Genomic DNA, 17,910 nt, shown 5'->3' with positions numbered 1-17,910 from the left:
GTACATTGTTGAACAATTGGTAGATAAGACTCTATTCGTACAAACCCCAAGGAGATCAAATGGAATTAAATGGCGAGCAACTCATATCGGCTCCTGTCCCTGAGGTATGGAAGGGTTTGAATGATATTGACGTGTTGGCCAAGTCCATTCCAGGCTGCGAGGAGATCAGTCGTATCTCCCCGGAAGAGATTCATGCCAAGGTTATGTTCAAGATTGGGCCTGTTAGAGCCCGTTTTGCCGGGAAATTGTTCCTCAGCGACATCGTCCCAGACCAGTCCTGTTCTATGGCCTTTGAGGGGTCAGGTGGGGCGGCAGGGTTTGCCAAAGGCAAGTCACGGGTGGAGCTAAAGCAGGCTGAAGGCGGTACTTTGGTTACTTATACGACTGAAGCCTCCATTGGCGGCAAATTAGGTCAAATTGGCGGTCGCTTGATTAGCGCATCGGCCAAAAAGATTGCAGACGACTTTTTTCAGAAGTTTGCAAAAGAATTAGGCGGGGAGACAGCAGCGTTGGAGTCAGACGCTGGTAGTAAATAAAAGAGCGGTAATAAGACTCTAGAAATAAGACTCAAAAAAACTATAAAAAGTAGGCGCAGCAAATAAGTGGTAAAAAAATAAATAGCTATCAAAGCTAAATACATTGGTGGTGGAGGAGACGTAATGAAATCTGCAGTATTTGATTATGTAAAGCCCAAGGCATTACAAGAGGCTTTGTCTTTGCTTGAGCAGGGTGGCGATGATGCCCGCTTAATTGCAGGCGGGCAAACTCTATTGGCTACATTAAATATGCGCTTGTCTGAACCTAGCGTGTTAATTGATATCACTGATATAGCTGAGCTAAAAGGCATCGCTGTTGTTGGTGACAGCCTGCGTATCGGTGCGCTGGTAACACATACCGAAATTGAAGATTCAGAGTTGGTTGCAATACATGCTCCGCTTTTAAAGGCTGCAGCGCCGCACATTGCACATCGTGCTATTCGTAATCTGGGCACATGGGGCGGCTCTTTGGCCTATGGTGATCCAGCCGCTGAATGGCCCGCTTGTAGCTTGACTTTGCGGGCGACGATGATTATTCATGGTCCTGCGGGCGAGCGCCGAATTTCAGCGCAAGATTTCTTTATTGACCTGTACACAACCTCTTTAGAGCCTGATGAAATTTTGGTTGCTACCGAGATTCCACTTGCTAATAAGCAAGAGGTTTTTTATTTTCACGAGCTTGCAAGACGTCATGGAGATTACGCGGTTGCAGGACTGGCAGCAGTAGCGCAAAAGCAGGGTGAGGTTTTGACTCACTGCGCATTCACATTCTTTTCTGTTGGCGCAACACCAGTGATGGCAACAAAAGCTCAAGAATTGGTGGACGGTCAAAAGTTAACTGAAGAAGTTATTGCTAAAGCAGTGGCTGAAGCTCGTAATGAAATTGAAGCGATTGCGGACATCACCAATAGCGCTGAAGCTAAAAAACATTTAATTGGCGTACTGCTTGAGCGCGGACTCAAGCAGATGATTGCTTAAGCTCAATCAACAAAAGAATTCGGAGATCAGGATGAGTTTGAAGAAGAAAATTTCAATGACCGTGAATGGTCGACTTGTAAATGCAGAGATTGAGCCACGCAGACATCTAGTGGATTTTTTGCGTGAAGATCTTCACCTCAAAGGCCCTCATTTGGGCTGCGAGCAGGGCGCGTGCGGGGCTTGCACCGTTAAGGTCAATGGGCAAATCATTCGAGGCTGTCTCTTTTTAGCAGTTCAAGCCGATGGTGGTGTGGTTGAAACGGTCGAAGGTCTCACCAAGGACGGCACTTTAACTGACTTACAAGAATCTTTTATGCGCCATAACGCTATGCAGTGTGGTTTCTGCTCTTCTGGCATGTTGTTGGCTGCTGCAGAGTTGATTGAGAAGCAACCCAAAGCGACGCGCGAAGAAGTGCGTGAATGGATCTCTGGCAATTATTGCCGTTGCACTGGTTACCACTCGATTGTGGATGCCATTGTCGACGTGTTAGATGCTCGGGCTAAAGGTCAAAAAATTAAACCTGTCCTTGCTAACGCTTAAGGTACTGAGGAAAACGCATTATGAATAAGCCAAGTGATTTAAAAGGAATGGTGCTTGATCCAGTTACAAACGATCAGCGTTATATCGGCCATAGCGAACCAAGACATGGGGCTCGCCGCCTGCTGGAAGGTCAGGGCACTTACATTGACGACATTCAGTTGCCACGCATGGCCCATGTGGTTTTCTGGCGCTCTCCAGTTGCGCACATGAAGATCGGCAAAATTCATACAGAGCATGCTAGCAAGATGCCTGGTGTATTGGCGGTTGTGGAAGGTGTGCAAATGGCAAAAATTTGTAAGCCCTGGGTTGCAACTTTAGGCCACTTGGTTGGCATGAAGTCGGCCCCTCAGCATGCATTAGCAATTGATCGTGCGTGTTGGCAGGGTGAGCCAGTGGTAGCGGTAGTCGCTGAAACTAGGGCACAAGCTGAAGATGCTTTACAGCATGTCGACGTTGAGTGGGAAGAGTTGCCAGCCGTAGTTTCCATGGAGACTGCTTTGGATGCAGATACTCCTGTAATTCATCCCGAGCTTGGCGACAATTTATGCTTTACCCGCAGCTTAGATATCGGTAATGTGGATGAAGTGTTTGCAACCGCAGATGTGGTTGCGCAAGCGACCTTTGGATTTGGACGCCATACCGGCGTTACGCTTGAGCCACGCTGTCAAATTGCAGATTACAACCCAGGTGATCGTCGCTTGACGGTATATCACTCACAACAAGCACCACACATGATGCAAGATTTATATTGCCGTCAGTTTGGGCTTTCAGAGTCTGATGTGCATGTGATTTGTAAAGATGTAGGCGGCTCTTTTGGTATCAAAGTTCACGCATATCCAGATGACTTCGCAACAGTTGGTCTAGCAATGATGCTTGAGCGCCCTGTAAAGTTTGTTGCTGATCGCCTGGAATCATTTACGAGTGATATTCATGCACGTGAGCATCGTATTAGAGGCCGTATTGCTGCTAATAAGGCAGGTGATATCTTGGCCTTTGAAATTGATGACTTAACTGCCATCGGTCCTTACTCTATGTTCCCTAGGACCAGCGCCATTGAGGGTAACCAGGTAGTGAACTTGGTAGGTGGCCCATACAAACATCAGAACTATCGCGCTCAATTGAATGTGGTTTTCCAGAATAAAACCCCAACTTGTCAGTATCGTGGGGTAGGTCATCCGATCGCCTGTGCAGTTACTGAAGGCTTGGTTGACTTGGCTGCTCAAAAATTACAGATGGATCCACTCGAGTTCCGTAAACATAACGTTATTCCGGATGATGCTTATCCATGCTCCGGAATTTCTGGCATTAAGTTAGAGGTGCTTTCTCATGAGCAATGCTTACGGACCATCGAAAAAATGATGGACTACTCTGCATTGCGTAAAGAGCAGGCTGAGTTGCGTAAAAAAGGCATCTACCGCGGCATTGGATTTGCAACATTAATTGAATTAACCAATCCAAGCCCCGCTTTCTATGGAGTAGGCGGCGCTCGCATTGCGTCTCAGGATGGCGCTACCGTGCGCATGGATCCAAGTGGTGTGATCTCGGTATTAATTGGTGTTGGAGAACAGGGTCAGGGTACTGAAGGTATCTACACTCAGATTGCAGCAGACGCTGTTGGTGTTTCAATTGACCAAGTGCGCGTAGTGACTGGCGACACGGATGTTACCCCTTACGGCGGCGGTACTTGGGCATCTCGAGGTGCTGGCGTAGGTGGCGAAGCGGTTCTTCTGGCTTCTCAAGCGCTGCAAGAAAATATTATTAAGCTTGCTGGCGCTATTTTGAATCGACCCGTTACAGAGCTCATTGCACGTCGCAGTCATATCTTGGATAAAGCGACTGGTGAGCAGTTGATGCCGTTTAGTGAAGTGGGAAGAGTGGGTTATTTCCGTACCGATACTTTGCCAGTTGGTTTCTCTGCTGATCTGATGGTGACACGTCACTACACACAAAAAGAATACCCATTTATCTTTACAAATGGCGTGCAAGCTTCTTATGTTGAGGTTGATCCAGAGACAGGTTTCGTCAAGTTATTAAAGCATTGGGCAGTAGAGGACTGTGGACGCGTAATCAATCCGATGCTGGTAAATGAGCAAGTACGCGGTGCAATTGTTCAGGGTATTGGTGGTGTTCTGTTTGAAGAGTGCCTCTATGATGAAAGTGGTTTGCTACGGAACGGCAGTATGGCTGACTACTTAGTACCCATGGCTAATGAGATGCCCGATATTGAAGTGGCTCACGTAGAGACTCCTACCCAATCCTCAAAATTGGGAGCCAAGGGTGCAGGTGAAGCTGGGACTGCAGGTGCGCCTGGCGCTGTTCAAAATGCGATTAATGACGCCTTAGCGCCATTTAACGCAACCGTCTTTGATCAGCCCATTACCTGCGAAAAGATCTTGCGAGCACTGAAGAAGATCTAAGTCTAGCGGTTCCTGGCTACCCCGGTGCATAGCCTTCCGGGGTCGGTCACCACATCCTGTAACATCAAGTTTTGGGGTAAATCAGCTTGTAGGCCCCTTTGGTTAACTTGATACGGTAAAAGAAATGTCCACATTAAAAGGTAAAACTGCATTAGTTACTGGCTCCACCAGTGGTATTGGCTTGGGTATGGCTATTGCATTGGCAAAGCAGGGCGTCAATATTATGGTGAATGGTTTTGGTGAAAAAGATGAAGCTATTGCCAAAATTAAAGCATGTGGAGTGGAGGTTGATTATCACGGTGCAGACATGAGTAAGCCTGCTGAAATCGAGGACCTCATCAAGCAAACAGAAAAGCGCTTTGGATCATTAGACATCCTTATTAATAATGCTGGCATTCAGTACACGGCAAATATTGAAGAGTTCCCAGCGGATAAATGGGATGCCATCATTGCTATCAATTTAAGTTCTGCCTTTCATACAACGCATCACGCATTGCCTGGCATGAAAAAACGCAACTGGGGCCGCATCATCAATATCGCTTCAGTCCATGGCTTGGTAGCATCGACACAGAAGGCAGCCTATGTTGCCGCAAAGCATGGCATTGTAGGCCTCACTAAAGTGACTGCCCTAGAAAATGCTCGTACCGGTATTACCTGTAACGCCATTTGCCCAGGCTGGGTTTTGACTCCATTAGTTCAAAAACAAGTAGATGCCCGCGCAGAGCGTGAAGGAATTTCTAATGAGGCCGCTAAGACTGCCTTGGTGTCTGAGAAGCAGCCATCTGGAGAATTTGTCACCCCAGAGCAATTGGCAGCCTTGGCAGTATTTCTGTGTGGTCCAGACGCATCTGAAGTTCGTGGCGTAGCTTGGAATATGGATGGCGGTTGGGCGGCTCAATAAATAGTATCAAGCATCGTTCAAACTCATGCCGGCAAGCTGCTTTGCCGGCATTTTTCTTGGATTAAACAAAAACCCCAGAATAGTCTATAGTTATCGAAAAATAATCTATATTTAGCTTAATGTAATTAAAAGGAATACAAATGGAACATACCTTACCCCAGTTACCATATGCACTCGATGCGTTGGCCCCATATATTTCTAAAGAAACTTTAGAGTATCACTACGGTAAGCATCATCAGACTTATGTCACTAATTTGAATAACTTAATCAAAGGCACTGAGTTTGAGAATGCATCACTTGAGGATATCGTTAAAAAATCTGCAGGCGGTGTTTTTAATAATGCTGCACAAGTTTGGAACCATACATTTTATTGGCTTGGAATGAAGCCAAATGGCGGTGGTGCACCAACTGGTCCTTTGGCTGAGGCTATTAATGCTAAGTGGGGTTCATTTGATAAGTTCAAAGAAGAATTTACGAAGTGTGCCGTAGGAACTTTTGGCTCAGGTTGGGCTTGGTTGGTAAAAAAGGCAGATGGTAGTCTCGATTTAGTTTCTACTAGCAATGCTGCAACTCCACTTACTACTGATGCCAAAGCACTGTTGACATGTGACGTATGGGAGCATGCCTACTATATTGATACTCGCAATGCGCGTCCAAAGTACTTAGAAAACTTTTGGAATTTGGTTAACTGGGATTTTGCCAGTCAAAATTTTGCTTAATTAACTTACTGAATCTCTAGGAACATTACATGACCTCTATCTTGACCTCTTTGGGACGTACCGTTTTTGCAGGCTTTGTCCTCCTTGCCCTCATTATTTTGGCTTTTGGCAACAACTTTAGCTCTGCTGAATTACCATTTATTTTCCGTTGGCTGCACGTGATGTTTGGTGTAATGTGGATTGGTTTGCTTTGGTACTTTAATTTTGTGCAAATCCCTTCCATGCCAAAGATTCCTGATGAGCAAAAACCAGCAATCGGCAAAGTGATTGCTCCTACAGCATTGTTCTGGTTCCGTTACGCAGCTTTGTTTACTGTGGTCACTGGTTTGATCGTTGCTGCATTAAATGGTTACTTGCATCAAGCCTTCACATTACAAGCGCCGTTCCGTGCAATCGGTTTGGGTATGTGGATTGCCCTGGTAATGGCCTTCAATGTTTGGTTCATTATTTGGCCAAATCAAAAGCGTGCTCTTGGCATCGTTGCTGTTGAAGCTGACGTAAAAGCTAAATCTGCTCGCGTTGCGATGTTGACATCCCGTTTGAATACAGTGCTCTCTATACCTATGTTGTTTTTGATGAGCGCTCAGTCACACAACACTACTTGGTTTGTGATTGTTTCTTAATCACTGCTAGCTGCTAAATAAAAGGCCCGCATTGCGGGCCTTTTTCTTGCTCTCTTTCTAAGCTCTGCTGTTTGGCATGGAGATGCTATACACTTATTTGAATAACTTCTGTCTTCTATGCTCAAAAATACTTTCCCGATTAAAAACTATTTCGCATATCTCAGTGTAGTGGGCGTATTTGTTTGGATGCCTATACCCGTATATTCGCAGGCCATCATTACTACTCTTGGGTCAGCATTTCCGATGACTAATGGCTCGGATCTTTCTGCATGGAAAATTAATGGCGGTAGGGATGGAAATGCAAGTTGGCAGGTTGTTAATAAAGAGATACAAGTAACGCAAGGTCAGGGCCTTTTGGTATCACGTTTAAGCGTCCCTGATTTCCAAATTGCATTTGATTATTGGGTTTCCGATAAAACGCAAGCGACAGTTTTTTTTCGTTGCGCCAACCCAGGTGACATTAATACGAACACAGCTTATGAGGTAACCTTAGTTAACCAGGCAGGTAGCTCTGGTGCTGGCTCAATTTTGTCGCTCAATAAAGTGAAGCCAACAAAGGTGGCTAATCAATGGAATCACATGCAGATTAGCGCCATCGGAAATGAGCTTTCAGTCACTTTGAATGGGATAACGCATCAGGTGCGCGACACTCGATTCGGTGCTGGACCAATCGCAATGAGCTATATGGGCGGAGAGTTGCGTTTAAAAAATATTTACGTCACCATCCCTGGCAGATGGTGACATCTATATTTGGGTTTAAAAACCTATTTTTTATTATTTAAGAGATTTTTAACTTCTTGCTTTAAAACATCCTCTGGTACTGCGCCAGCCAAAACATTAAAGGCGCCTGTTTTGTGGTTAACGAGGATGACACCGGGAGTACCGCTAATGCCCGCATTCAAGCCATCTTCTAAATCAGCGCTGACTTGCTTTGCTACTGCCTCTGACCGCAGGCAGACATCAAATTTTTCAACATTCAAACCCTGCTCTTTTGCTAATGCCAGCAAAGGATCTACACCGTTAGCGCTTGGCATGCCTTGCCCATTAGAGCGGGTAGTCTTAAAGATGCTGTCAGCGTATTTCCAGAAGGCTGCATTGCTACCTTGCTGAGCAGCGCAAACGGTAGCTACAGCTTCTTTTGTAGCCATCGGGTCATGAAAGGAAAGTGGAAAATTTCGCCATACTAGATTAACTTGATCAGGCATTGAATCAACTACTTTATTTGGTATATCTCCGAACTGTTTGCAAAATGGGCACTCAAAGTCTGAATATTCAATAATAGAAATAACCGCATCTGGCTTTCCATATATAAAGTCTTTATTTGGATCTGCTGGCCGTGCGTTTTTTGCCATTGCTGCTTTTTGAGCCTCTTCTTTTTGTTGCTTGGCTTGGGCGGCATTCATTTGTTTTTGTCTATAGCGCTCAATGCCCCTATCGATAGCGCGATCCAATGCGCCTGATTTTTCAAGGCTTTGAATTATTTGCTCGGTAGTTGGGGTGGGGTTGGATGGCTGGGAATGGGCAATATTGAGAAATAGGCCTGCCGCTAGTGTGCCAGCTAAAAGTAATGTGGATTTGAGGGTAACTGGGGACATAATCATGTGGTTTATTTGAGATATATTGAGTATATATTGCTAATTCAGTAAGGGTTCACCACTACATTCATAGCTTTCTAATTTAACTGTTTTGGCTAGAGTTGCCTGTTGATTCGCATCCTTTAACCGGGATCGAGCAGCAAAATAATCTGAGCTCTATAAGTATTTACTTTTATTATGTTTTTTACTTTTTTGAAGTTAGAATGAAGAGGGTTGAAGCCCCCCTTTTTTTATTTGCACTAAATTTATATTAATGAGCAAGCCAAAGCCCCTTTTAAAGTCTTCCCATACCATTGCTATATTGGCTTGTCTGACACTGCTTTCAGGTTGTGCTGGTACGGGCGGAAAAAGTGCGCAGGTATCTCAGCTGGGCAGCAATGGATCGAGTCAAAAAATTGCCCCTCCAAAACAAAATATTACTCATGAGCTAGTGAAGCAGGGCCTTGTGTATTTGCGCGAGGGCGATTATGAAAACGCCCAAAAAGTATTTAGTGCGGCTGTCAAAATGAGCCCAAGCAATTCTACGGTCCACCTTTTGAACGGCATTAGCTACCACTTACAGTACTTGAATAATGCGGGTGATAATAAGGAGCTGGCAGAAACTGCCTATGGACTTGCTGCCTCCTTAGACAGCACAGATACTTTGCCGCTAATTCAATTAGGCCGGCTTCATATTGATTCAAGAGAATACTCAAAAGCAAGTAGGGATTTTATTAGCGCCTATGCCATAAGCCCTTCAAGTCAGGATGCGTTGTTTGGTCTCTTGCAATCATCTCTATGGCAAAAGGACTTTAAGACTGCGCTCTGGGCTGGTGATAGTTTGAAAAAGCTCAACACAACGAATATTGATCAATTGCGATTGATGACTTTGATGTATGCAGCTGTTGGTAAAACTACAGAATCCAATATCAATTTGGATGCCTACGCAAAAGCAAATTCCGATAACCCAAAAGAGATTGCCCAATTAAAGCAACAAGTTGCTTATATAGGTACTCAGTTGAGCAATCTCAAATCCATGGATTTGGATATCGCTCAAAACCCCGCAAGCCTTAATGGTCCAGCACCTCAACAGGGCAAGATGATGAAGGTTGCTGGCGGCGTTGTTGTGGCCAAGGGTGCCAAGGGCAATAGCTCCAGTTCAACTGGCAGAAGCTCCGACTCAAGGAGTGGAGTGGCAGGCGCCTATGGTAACAATCAGAATAGCGACGATTCGAGTGACGATGGGTCGTCGGGTTCTTCGGGTTCATCGGGCTCTTCTAGTGCTCCAGGCATGCCAACTTCTCAGCCTAACGCTTCCGCTGCACCGGTTAGTAGTGGGGGTGGTGGTGGAACTTATTCTGCGGTTTCGATGTCGAATCAGCAGCAGCGTTGGTTTGATTGTGATACGAAGCCTGGTTTAGGTAAAGCGCCTGGAGGAAGTTATGGTGTTCCAGTAGGTGGGACTTCTGGGGACCAGACGCTCTATTTAGAGCCATTACCTAGCCCTTGTAATGCTAAGAAGCCTCCAAAGATGGCGTCAATTGATGCAGTATTGATACGCACAGTTGATGGGCAAAGTAGTCAGAGTGGGATTAATTTGCTTACCGGCTTAACTATGTTTGCTGGAAGCCAATCCTTTCGTAGTACAGGTTCAACGGGCGGAAGCAGTGTTAGTGGTGTAGTTCAAAATAGTGTGATTGGTATTGGTAACGCAACCAGCGCGACTATAAATAGCGTGAGTGGTCTGGTTAGTTATAGCTTGAATATTGCCAATTCAACCTCAAACAATTCTCAAGTGATTGCGAGACCTACCTTGACCGCTCTTGACCGAATACCTTCTACTTTCTACTCGGGCGCAGTAATTACAGCCGGCTTGAATGGTGGTGGGGTATCTGGGGCGCAAATTACCAATATTCCAACTGGAGTTAGCTTATCAGTGACCCCTACATTCGTGGACGAAGAATCCATGATGCTGGCTGTTAAAGTATCTCGCTCCTATGTCACCGGTACCAGCTCAAATCTCGGGGGATTTAATGCGAGCGTATCTCAAGAGCAACATGCAGTTACGGCTAATGTAAAAATTAAATATGGGGAAACGCTGATTTTAGATGGGCTATCTTCTCGACAGGTGGGCAATCAATCTGATGGGGTGCCTGTACTTCAAGATATTCCAATTATTCAATATTTGTTTAGTCAAAAAGGGCAGCAACTCTATTCGGAAAACGTGTTGGTGATGGTAACCCCAAGAAAAGTACAAACTGAAGAAGAGATTTCGAAAGCCGCTACCAATTTAGGTAAAGATCAATCCCAAACCCCCAAAGAAAAGAGCGTTTATAGAGCATTACAGCTTTATAAACAAATTTCTTCTGAATCGGATACAAATCTAGACAGCACTTTACTTGCCCTGGATCGGGATAGTAGTTACTTTAGAACTTTTGCAAGCTCAGCCTTAAATCAAAACCTAGATAGCTGGGTGACTGAGCCAAAAATCAATAAATTCTTTGATGATGCTGCAAATATGATTTACTTTACTAGGTAAGCAAGTTGCCACTTAGACTTATTAAATCCTTATTCTTAGAAGTTCCACTTAATGTGCAAAGGTTATAAAAATGTTGAAAAAAATTACACTCTCTATCATTCTGGCTGGTCTAAGTTTAATTGCTGTTGCGCAAAGTGATCCTAATTTGAGGGATAGGGTAGACCAGCGCTTGGATAATCGTTCTAGTGGAGAAATGCGGCAAAGGGCTGATGGCAACCGCAGTATCAGCAGCGACGATGGAAAAGCTAGTGGCGATGCAAGAGGTGTCGGTAAAGCCGGAATGGCAGTTTGCGCTGGTGAATTTGCCCTATGTGCCTCTTCCACCTGCAAGCCTACCGGCAGAACAATTACTGTTAAAGAAGATGGCGGCAAAACTACCAAGCAGTATCCAGAAGCAATTTGTAAATGTCCTGTAATTACTGCTCAAATTGCACAACAAAATAACTCACCCTTAGTTGGAATTGCTGGTCTGAATGAGGGAAATATGGATGGCTCTTGCCGCTCGCCTGGGACTGGAAAGATTTGGTCGTATTTCTCCACAACAATTACTACGTATCCTCAGGAGCAGCCTAATGGTGACTTTATGGCACCTACTGCATCTCAATCACAGAATTGTTCTGCCAAGGGTTCAGCTCAAGGATCTAATTGCTGGAGTTATATTTGCACCGTAGACCCAAAAGAAACAAATGGGGTTAAAACAGCTTCTTGCCGCTGTCCTTATGGCGAAGGCATATTTGGCCAAAAGGCTAAGGGTGACCGCGGCTATGTAACTTTCGCCGGTAGCACATGGAGCGATCCTAAGGCGGCATGTAAGATGCTTCCGGTTGGTTACCCAGATCAACTCTTGCAATAAGTACAAAGCCTACTACGAATTAAATGATATTGACTTCAATACAGATCACTCTTTATTGAAGTCAATTTTAATTTTGGGATCCTATCATTCATGAAGCCTCATCAAATTTCTGCTTTACTTTTATCTTTTTTATTTGTGATGTGCATAAACGCTTTTGGGGCTGACTCTTCGATGTTGGTTGCTCAAAATGACCAACGCACTGATTCTTTAAGATCAAGGATGGAAGATAGAAAAGATGACTCTTCGAGTGGGGGGCGATCCCATTCTGGAGGTTCACCCAAGTCCACAATTGACGCAAGCTCTGGTCTTACTCAGTGTCAAGGTGAGTATGCATTGTGCTTGGCATCTACTTGTAAGCCGACGGGCAGAAAAATTAAGGTTAAACGTGATGATGGAAAATCATTTCGTTTTTTCGAGGAATCAGAGTGTAAGTGTCCGGTGATTACCGCCGAAATTGCCCAACAAAATGGTACGACTCTAACGGCAACCGCAGGGGTAAATGAAGGCAATATGAATGGTTCTTGTGCTCATAGACCCGGAACTGTTTGGGCCCTCTATAACAAAGACATCGTTTTATACCCCCAAGAGAGCGCTAATCCTCCATTCTCAATGAAGCAGCAGAATATGCATCAATGTCCACAAGGTACGGTTGGATCAAATTGCTGGAATTTTGAATGCAAAGTAGACAAAGAAAAGACGAATGGTGCAAAAACAGCAACCTGTTATTGCGCTATCAATGATGGACAGTTTGGGCGCGAGGTTCGTCCTGATGACTCGTTATTTACTGCGGCGGGTGGTTATTACAACCCCTCAGCGAAAGCTTGTGGCATGTATCCAGCCAATGGATGGATACCGCCTAAACCGTAAGAAACTGATTTGTTCGTTGCGCTTTCGCAGTAGACGTATTGATTAATAGCAACTTTTAAGAAATGAATGTTTTGGAGAAACCCATGAAAAAAGTTTTATCTGCTGCAGCTATCCTGCTGAGCATTACTTGCACATCATTTTGGGGTTCTGCCAATGCAGCCTCGATCGATCCTAGCGCTAATTCTTTAATGCTTGCTCAAGTCGATACGAGGGATCGTGATATCCGAGATACAGTCGATAGGGTTGAGAATAAGCCGAATGACGTCGTTCGGGATAATCGTGCTAACGCCAGCCCAGGATATTACGCTTCCCGAACCTCTAAAGGCGTTACTAAAGCAGGATTAACTGAATGTAGTGGTGATTTTGCTTATTGTGGAGCCTCTATCTGTAAGCCTACAGGTAAGAAAATCAAAGTGAATGAAGATGGCGGAAAAACGACTAAAGAGTATGACGAGGCAATTTGCAAATGCCCAATTATCACCAAAGAAATGGCCGCCCAACAAGGCGTTACTTTGCATGGTGTTGCAGCCGTCAATGAGGGCAATATGAAGGGCTCATGTAAGCCGCCTTCAAAAGGTACGATTTGGTCATATGCCGAGATAAATTTACCTGAATGGCCACAACAAAGCGCTAATTACCAAACTTTAGCTCCGAAAGGCCTGCAATGCCCAGCCGGCAGCCAAACAGTCAATTGTTGGAATTACTTGTGCACGATTGACGCAAAGCCTGCGGCGAATGGTGTCAAATTAGCGACTTGTCGTTGTCCAATTAATGAAGGTGTTTTGGGTCATAAGGCTGGTGGCAATGAAATTTATTTCACTGCTGCAGGTGGATATTTTTCTGACCCCTCAAGTGCTTGTTCTATGTACCCCGTTTCAGGAGCAATCCCGCAACCAAGCAACTAGTTCATTTTTGTTGTTACAGTCTGCAAAAAACCCGCTACTCTAAAAAAGTAGCGGGTTTTCTTTTTATTAGCTAAATGAATTTATTCTAATATCGGCGGTAGTTCTTTAGTCAAGGAGCCACGTTGTGCTGTAGCTGCACCCATGAGTGCAAAGCCCAACAACTTTCCATCGTTGGACTCAAAGCGAGCCTCTAGACCGCCTTCAACGGGTGTTGTAATCCATTTACCTTGTGCATCTTTAGCAGGCGGCGAAACGATTGTGGCCAATGCGGGTGTTTTAACCATCACAGGCATTGCAGGGTAGGTTAATGCAGTAGTTTGTCCAATTAAGGTTGGTGCTAATGCTCTTGCTGCTTGCATGATGGGCATTACGTAAGGTAGAACCAAGCCATCAACTTCTGCACAATCCCCAATAGCATAGATGTTTTTAATATTGGTTTCGAGCTCGCGATTTACCTGAATACCAAGATCGGTCTTAATGCCAGTAGCTTTTGCTAATTCAAGCCTAGGCTTTAAACCAACGGCAGATAGAAAGACATCACAAGAAATAGCATTGCCATTTGCAAGAGTTACCTGAAGAGATTCTCCCTGGCGATCAATTGCTTGAACAGTTGTCGAGAGATGCCAGTGCACACCAGCGGCGCTTAATTTACTCTGCAGTTCAAGCGCTGCAGCTTCGGGCAAAAGTCGACCTAATGCCTGTGGGGCTAGGTCAATCACATCTACTTCGTAGCCACCCAACACAAGATCATTGGCAAATTCACAACCAATGAGACCGGCACCCAGAATAGCTATCTTCTTTTTTCCAGAGATAGCATTACGAAAACGGGCATAGTCTTCAAGATCATTGACAGTGATGACTTCGTTAGCGGCGCTACCTTGAAGCGGCAAACGAATTTGATCGGCGCCCAAAGCCATGACAAGCTTTCCATAAGACAGCTCACCTTTATTGGTTTGAATAGTTTTTGAGTCGGCATCAATTGCACTGACATCACACTCTGCTAAAACAGTTAACTCAAGTTGTGTTGCCATACCATCGGCTTGCGTTGAGATTAACTGCGCAGCTTCTTTCTTGCTAGCAAGAGCAGTAGAGAGCATAGGCTTTGAATAAAAATATCCAGGCTCTCGAGTTACCAAAGTAATTGGAACGGCTTTATCCAGTTTACGGATTTCACGAATGACGGTGTAGCCAGCCAATCCGCTGCCAATGATGACAATTGCGGATTGGGATTGAGGTGTAGTTTGATCCAAAGCTGGGCTCTCCAAATAACAAAAAAGTAAGCGGGTGAAGTAGGTTAGGTGGGTGAGGCTAAATGAGTCTTAGCTTATCTGAACCATTTCAAAGTCGGCTTTGGCAACGCCACAGTCAGGGCATTCCCAGTCTTCTGGCACATCAGCCCAAAGGGTTCCAGCAGGAATGCCATCTTCTGGGATGCCTTTGGCTTCGTCATATATATAGCCGCATACGATACATTGATACGTTTTCATTTTTATTCCTTAAATAGTGATTCGATTTTAAATTTAATTTCTAAATATTTCTGCGTCACCCTTATTGAGTGGCAAATACCTTCGCTTTTTCCAAAGCTTGTTTGTAATGATTAGCATGGCGCTCTTCAACATTTGCCAATGCTGCAAAGCGTTTTGCTGCTTTTGCCAAGACTGCCTGAAACTGCTCTGCATGCTCTTTTGACTCAGCGATTTGTTCATCAATTTCTTGTATGGCAGCAGCATTACCTTCCTCTACTGCGGTTTTACGAAAGGACGGGTACATTTCGGTGTACTCATAAGTTTCACCTTCAATAGCGATCTCTAAAGCACGTGCTGGGGTAATAGTGCCAGCAGGGTAGAGTAAGTCAAGATGGCCAAAAGCGTGCATGACTTCTTGATCGGCAGTAGCCTCGAAAATCTTTGCAGTTTCCTCGTCGCCTGCAGCGCGAGCCAATTTTGCAAAATAACGATACTTAATATGGGCCATAGATTCGCCAGCAAAGGCGGATTCTAAGTTATGAATAGTTTTGATTTCTGGACGTGCCATTTTGATTCCTTTATTTAAATATGGTTTGTTGAGTCATTTTTGCTGCTTTCTCAACCATGAATGCAGTGTGCGCCTTATTTCTTTATCAGTCCAATGAATCATTATGATAGTATTAATCTAATTATTCGATAAAGGAGTGGAAATGGCCTATCTACCGTCTTTAAGGCAACTAGGATATTTCGTTGCATTGGCAAAAGAGCTCAATTTCACACGCGCAGCCCAAGCCTGTTTCGTGGGGCAATCAACTTTAAGCGCCGGATTAAAGGAGTTGGAAGACGCTCTTGGTATCCATTTGGTCGAGCGTGATCGTCAGAATGTTTCCCTCACTCCAATTGGGTTAGAGGTGCTTGAGCGCGCCAAAGTCATCTTGGCAGCATCGGAAGATCTGGTGGAGTATGCAGGCGCAACTGGTAAGCCCATGACCGCTACGATTCGATTAGGCGTCATCCCAACCATCGCACCATTTTTATTGCCCACTGTTTTGCCAGAAGTTCGCAAACGTTTTCCAGAGCTCAAGATTACTCTTAGAGAAGATCTCACTGCTAATTTGCTTTCGAGATTGGCTGAGCATAAGTTGGATTTCGCTTTGATTGCTCTGCCATATAATGTAAATGGTCTGCTCGTTCAAGAATTATTTGATGATCATTTTTGGTTGGTTGCTAAAGAAGGGGATCCTGCTCTAAAGGGGAAAGAAGTAACTTTGCCTGCCAAAATGGCTGAGCGACTCCTATTGTTAGAGGAGGGACATTGCTTACGAGAGCATAGTTTGCAGGCGTGTAAGCATACCGACATTCGTAAAGCTGAAGGGATGGAAGCAACAAGCTTGTTGACCTTGCTACAAATGGTTGAGTCCGGCCTTGGGATCGCATTACTACCTGGAATGGCAGTCAAAAGTAGCCTATTGAATAACTCTGAATTAGTAGCGAAAGAATTAGCTGCCCCAGCCCCTAAAAGAGTTATCGCATTAGTCGCAAGGCCCTCTACCGCGCATACTCAGGAATTTAGTGCGCTGGCCAACTGCATTCGTGAGCAATTTGGGGTAGCTTAAGTACACCCATCATGTACCCTGCAAAATAAACTAATTCTTGTTACAGTCACTCATCTTATTTATTACTTAATCAAAAGGCAGCAAATGTCAGGCAAAGAAATCATGTTCACCCCAGTAAGTCTGGGATCTATTCAATTAAAAAATCGCTTAGTGATGGCGCCACTTACTAGAATGCGTGCCGTTGACGGCGATGTGCCCAGTCCTTTAGCAAAAACGTATTACGCACAACGTGCGGGTGCTGGACTCATTATTACTGAAGCTACGCAAATTTCTGCTTTGGGTAAAGGTTACCCGGCTACGCCTGGAATTTATTCTGCAGAGCAAACTGCAGCATGGAAGGAAATCGTTGCAGCAGTTCATGCTAAGGGCGGCGCAATTGTTGCTCAGCTATGGCATGTGGGTCGCATCTCCCATTCTTCTTTGCACCCAGAGCAGGGAGTGCCTGAGGCACCATCAGCAATTGCTGCAGCCGGTCAAACCTATGGCGCTGATTGGAAGTTGCATGACTACGAAACACCAAAGGCAATGAGTGCGCAAGATATTGCGCGTTTACTCAAAGAGTTTGAGCTTGCTGCGCAAAATGCAAAAGCTGCTGGCTTTGATGGCATTGAGATTCATTCGGCTAATGGCTATTTGCTCGATCAGTTCCTGCAAGACAAAACCAATCAACGTACCGATGAATATGGCGGCTCGATCGAGAATCGCCTACGCTTATTAGGTCAAGTCATTGAGACTGTAAGCAAAGTATTTCCAAGCGATAAGGTGGGAGTTCGTCTTTCACCATACGGCACTTTCAACGATATGGGGGATAGCAATCCAGTGGCATTGTTTACTGCCGCAATTGAGAAGCTCAATGGTTATAACTTAGCGTATGTGCATATGATCGAGCCACGCTCGACCAGCGCTGGCGGCGGTGATCAAGTCCTTGAAGATGCTCCTATTACTTCAGAGATGTTCCGTGCCGCTTATCAAGGAAAATTCATCACTGCTGGCGGCTACGATCAAGCAATGGGTGAGAAGGTTTTAGAGGATGGTTTGGCTGATGCAGTAGCTTACGGCCGTCTCTATATTTCTAATCCTGATTTAGCTGAGCGATTCAAGCAGGGTGCCACACTCAACCCATACAATCGCGCAACTTTTTATGGTGGGAAAGAAGTAGGTTATACAGATTACCCAACGCTCTAATACGACCCCAAAGTCTTGGGGCTTTGAATAATCAATCCCGCCCAAACAGGCGGGATTATTTTTTGGTGCGCCCGGCAGGGTGCACTTACTTGGAGGTGAAAGTCCTCTACACACCCGGTAAGGGGAAGTGTTAGCTAATGGCAAGGGCTTTGTGGGTGACTGCAAGTCTGAAGGAAGCCAAAGGCAAAGC

General features: G+C 45.0%; 18 protein-coding genes. 14 read left to right on the top strand and 4 right to left on the bottom strand.

The window, feature by feature from the left end; all coding sequences use genetic code 11:
- Positions 1-59: 59 nt before the first annotated feature.
- The 8 genes from ICN36_RS02775 to ICN36_RS02740 all read left to right on the top strand — a co-directional run bounded on the left by ICN36_RS02775 (position 60) and on the right by ICN36_RS02740 (position 7,456).
- Positions 60-536 carry a CoxG family protein gene (locus tag ICN36_RS02775; protein WP_216226898.1) on the top strand — a complete coding sequence of 159 codons (477 nt, stop codon included), beginning with the start codon at positions 60-62 and terminating at the stop codon, positions 534-536.
- Between the two features lie 123 nt (positions 537-659).
- The gene (locus tag ICN36_RS02770) at positions 660-1,514 is read left to right on the top strand and encodes a xanthine dehydrogenase family protein subunit M (protein ID WP_216226897.1); all 855 of its coding nucleotides are present in this window, start codon (positions 660-662) and stop codon (positions 1,512-1,514) included.
- 31 nt (positions 1,515-1,545) lie between these two features.
- Positions 1,546-2,055 (top strand): (2Fe-2S)-binding protein, encoded by a 510-nt coding sequence (locus ICN36_RS02765; RefSeq protein ID WP_216226896.1) that lies wholly within the window; start codon positions 1,546-1,548, stop codon positions 2,053-2,055.
- A gap of 20 nt (positions 2,056-2,075) precedes the next feature.
- The gene (locus tag ICN36_RS02760) at positions 2,076-4,472 is read left to right on the top strand and encodes a xanthine dehydrogenase family protein molybdopterin-binding subunit (RefSeq protein ID WP_216226895.1); all 2,397 of its coding nucleotides are present in this window, start codon (positions 2,076-2,078) and stop codon (positions 4,470-4,472) included.
- Positions 4,473-4,596: 124 nt separating this feature from the next.
- Positions 4,597-5,373 carry a 3-hydroxybutyrate dehydrogenase gene (locus tag ICN36_RS02755; protein WP_216226894.1) on the top strand — a complete coding sequence of 259 codons (777 nt, stop codon included), beginning with the start codon at positions 4,597-4,599 and terminating at the stop codon, positions 5,371-5,373.
- 140 nt (positions 5,374-5,513) lie between these two features.
- Entirely contained in the window at positions 5,514-6,092 is a 579-nt protein-coding gene (sodB, locus tag ICN36_RS02750) for a superoxide dismutase (RefSeq protein WP_216226893.1), read from the top strand.
- Between the two features lie 29 nt (positions 6,093-6,121).
- Positions 6,122-6,715 (top strand): urate hydroxylase PuuD, encoded by a 594-nt coding sequence (locus tag ICN36_RS02745; protein ID WP_216226892.1) that lies wholly within the window; start codon positions 6,122-6,124, stop codon positions 6,713-6,715.
- Positions 6,716-6,832: 117 nt separating this feature from the next.
- Positions 6,833-7,456 (top strand): DUF1080 domain-containing protein, encoded by a 624-nt coding sequence (locus tag ICN36_RS02740; protein ID WP_216226891.1) that lies wholly within the window; start codon positions 6,833-6,835, stop codon positions 7,454-7,456.
- 23 nt (positions 7,457-7,479) lie between these two features.
- Here ICN36_RS02740 and ICN36_RS02735 read toward each other — a convergent pair whose 3' ends face one another.
- On the bottom strand, positions 7,480-8,316 hold the full coding sequence (locus ICN36_RS02735; RefSeq protein ID WP_216226890.1) for a DsbA family protein: 837 nt from the start codon (positions 8,314-8,316) through the stop codon (positions 7,480-7,482).
- A 247-nt stretch (positions 8,317-8,563) separates the two neighbouring features.
- Here ICN36_RS02735 and ICN36_RS02730 point away from each other — a divergent pair, with 247 nt between their 5' ends.
- The 4 genes from ICN36_RS02730 to ICN36_RS02715 all read left to right on the top strand — a co-directional run bounded on the left by ICN36_RS02730 (position 8,564) and on the right by ICN36_RS02715 (position 13,453).
- The gene (locus tag ICN36_RS02730) at positions 8,564-10,828 is read left to right on the top strand and encodes a type II and III secretion system protein (protein WP_216226889.1); all 2,265 of its coding nucleotides are present in this window, start codon (positions 8,564-8,566) and stop codon (positions 10,826-10,828) included.
- Positions 10,829-10,898: 70 nt separating this feature from the next.
- Positions 10,899-11,681, top strand: coding sequence for a hypothetical protein (locus ICN36_RS02725; RefSeq protein ID WP_216226888.1), 783 nt, complete (start codon positions 10,899-10,901; stop codon positions 11,679-11,681).
- A 90-nt stretch (positions 11,682-11,771) separates the two neighbouring features.
- Positions 11,772-12,548, top strand: coding sequence for a hypothetical protein (locus tag ICN36_RS02720; protein WP_216226887.1), 777 nt, complete (start codon positions 11,772-11,774; stop codon positions 12,546-12,548).
- An 83-nt stretch (positions 12,549-12,631) separates the two neighbouring features.
- Positions 12,632-13,453 (top strand): hypothetical protein, encoded by an 822-nt coding sequence (locus ICN36_RS02715; RefSeq protein ID WP_216226886.1) that lies wholly within the window; start codon positions 12,632-12,634, stop codon positions 13,451-13,453.
- An 80-nt stretch (positions 13,454-13,533) separates the two neighbouring features.
- Here ICN36_RS02715 and ICN36_RS02710 read toward each other — a convergent pair whose 3' ends face one another.
- The 3 genes from ICN36_RS02710 to ICN36_RS02700 form a co-directional block, all read right to left on the bottom strand.
- Positions 13,534-14,703: an NAD(P)/FAD-dependent oxidoreductase gene (locus ICN36_RS02710; RefSeq protein ID WP_216226885.1), complete on the bottom strand. Its 1,170-nt coding sequence runs from the start codon at positions 14,701-14,703 to the stop codon at positions 13,534-13,536.
- A gap of 69 nt (positions 14,704-14,772) precedes the next feature.
- Complete coding sequence (locus ICN36_RS02705) at positions 14,773-14,940, bottom strand: rubredoxin (RefSeq protein ID WP_216226884.1); 168 nt, start codon at positions 14,938-14,940, stop codon at positions 14,773-14,775.
- Between the two features lie 61 nt (positions 14,941-15,001).
- Positions 15,002-15,487 carry a rubrerythrin family protein gene (locus ICN36_RS02700; RefSeq protein ID WP_216226883.1) on the bottom strand — a complete coding sequence of 162 codons (486 nt, stop codon included), beginning with the start codon at positions 15,485-15,487 and terminating at the stop codon, positions 15,002-15,004.
- Positions 15,488-15,629: 142 nt separating this feature from the next.
- On the opposite strand from ICN36_RS02700, the gene ICN36_RS02695 reads away from it, so the two are divergent.
- Entirely contained in the window at positions 15,630-16,535 is a 906-nt protein-coding gene (locus tag ICN36_RS02695; RefSeq protein ID WP_216226882.1) for a hydrogen peroxide-inducible genes activator, read from the top strand.
- 84 nt (positions 16,536-16,619) lie between these two features.
- The gene (locus ICN36_RS02690; RefSeq protein WP_216226881.1) at positions 16,620-17,720 is read left to right on the top strand and encodes an alkene reductase; all 1,101 of its coding nucleotides are present in this window, start codon (positions 16,620-16,622) and stop codon (positions 17,718-17,720) included.
- Positions 17,721-17,910 lie beyond the last annotated feature (190 nt).

It is taken from the genome of Polynucleobacter sp. UK-Gri1-W3 (assembly GCF_018881595.1).
In the GTDB taxonomy this organism is placed as follows: domain Bacteria; phylum Pseudomonadota; class Gammaproteobacteria; order Burkholderiales; family Burkholderiaceae; genus Polynucleobacter.
This window is presented reverse-complemented; position numbering and strand designations above follow the sequence as displayed.

Bases quoted from the DNA above. Each gene is read 5' to 3' on its own strand.
- ICN36_RS02770 (WP_216226897.1), top strand. From the start codon at position 660: ATGAAATCTGCAGTATTTGATTATGTAAAGCCCAAGGCATTACAAGAG.
- ICN36_RS02715 (WP_216226886.1), top strand. From the start codon at position 12,632: ATGAAAAAAGTTTTATCTGCTGCAGCTATCCTGCTGAGCATTACTTGC.
- ICN36_RS02760 (WP_216226895.1), top strand. From the start codon at position 2,076: ATGAATAAGCCAAGTGATTTAAAAGGAATGGTGCTTGATCCAGTTACA.
- sodB (WP_216226893.1), top strand. From the start codon at position 5,514: ATGGAACATACCTTACCCCAGTTACCATATGCACTCGATGCGTTGGCC.
- ICN36_RS02775 (WP_216226898.1), top strand. From the start codon at position 60: ATGGAATTAAATGGCGAGCAACTCATATCGGCTCCTGTCCCTGAGGTA.
- ICN36_RS02705 (WP_216226884.1), bottom strand. From the start codon at position 14,940: ATGAAAACGTATCAATGTATCGTATGCGGCTATATATATGACGAAGCC.
- ICN36_RS02700 (WP_216226883.1), bottom strand. From the start codon at position 15,487: ATGGCACGTCCAGAAATCAAAACTATTCATAACTTAGAATCCGCCTTT.
- ICN36_RS02725 (WP_216226888.1), top strand. From the start codon at position 10,899: ATGTTGAAAAAAATTACACTCTCTATCATTCTGGCTGGTCTAAGTTTA.
- ICN36_RS02695 (WP_216226882.1), top strand. From the start codon at position 15,630: ATGGCCTATCTACCGTCTTTAAGGCAACTAGGATATTTCGTTGCATTG.
- ICN36_RS02690 (WP_216226881.1), top strand. From the start codon at position 16,620: ATGTCAGGCAAAGAAATCATGTTCACCCCAGTAAGTCTGGGATCTATT.
- ICN36_RS02730 (WP_216226889.1), top strand. From the start codon at position 8,564: ATGAGCAAGCCAAAGCCCCTTTTAAAGTCTTCCCATACCATTGCTATA.
- ICN36_RS02755 (WP_216226894.1), top strand. From the start codon at position 4,597: ATGTCCACATTAAAAGGTAAAACTGCATTAGTTACTGGCTCCACCAGT.
- ICN36_RS02720 (WP_216226887.1), top strand. From the start codon at position 11,772: ATGAAGCCTCATCAAATTTCTGCTTTACTTTTATCTTTTTTATTTGTG.
- ICN36_RS02765 (WP_216226896.1), top strand. From the start codon at position 1,546: ATGAGTTTGAAGAAGAAAATTTCAATGACCGTGAATGGTCGACTTGTA.
- ICN36_RS02745 (WP_216226892.1), top strand. From the start codon at position 6,122: ATGACCTCTATCTTGACCTCTTTGGGACGTACCGTTTTTGCAGGCTTT.
- ICN36_RS02735 (WP_216226890.1), bottom strand. From the start codon at position 8,316: ATGATTATGTCCCCAGTTACCCTCAAATCCACATTACTTTTAGCTGGC.
- ICN36_RS02740 (WP_216226891.1), top strand. From the start codon at position 6,833: ATGCTCAAAAATACTTTCCCGATTAAAAACTATTTCGCATATCTCAGT.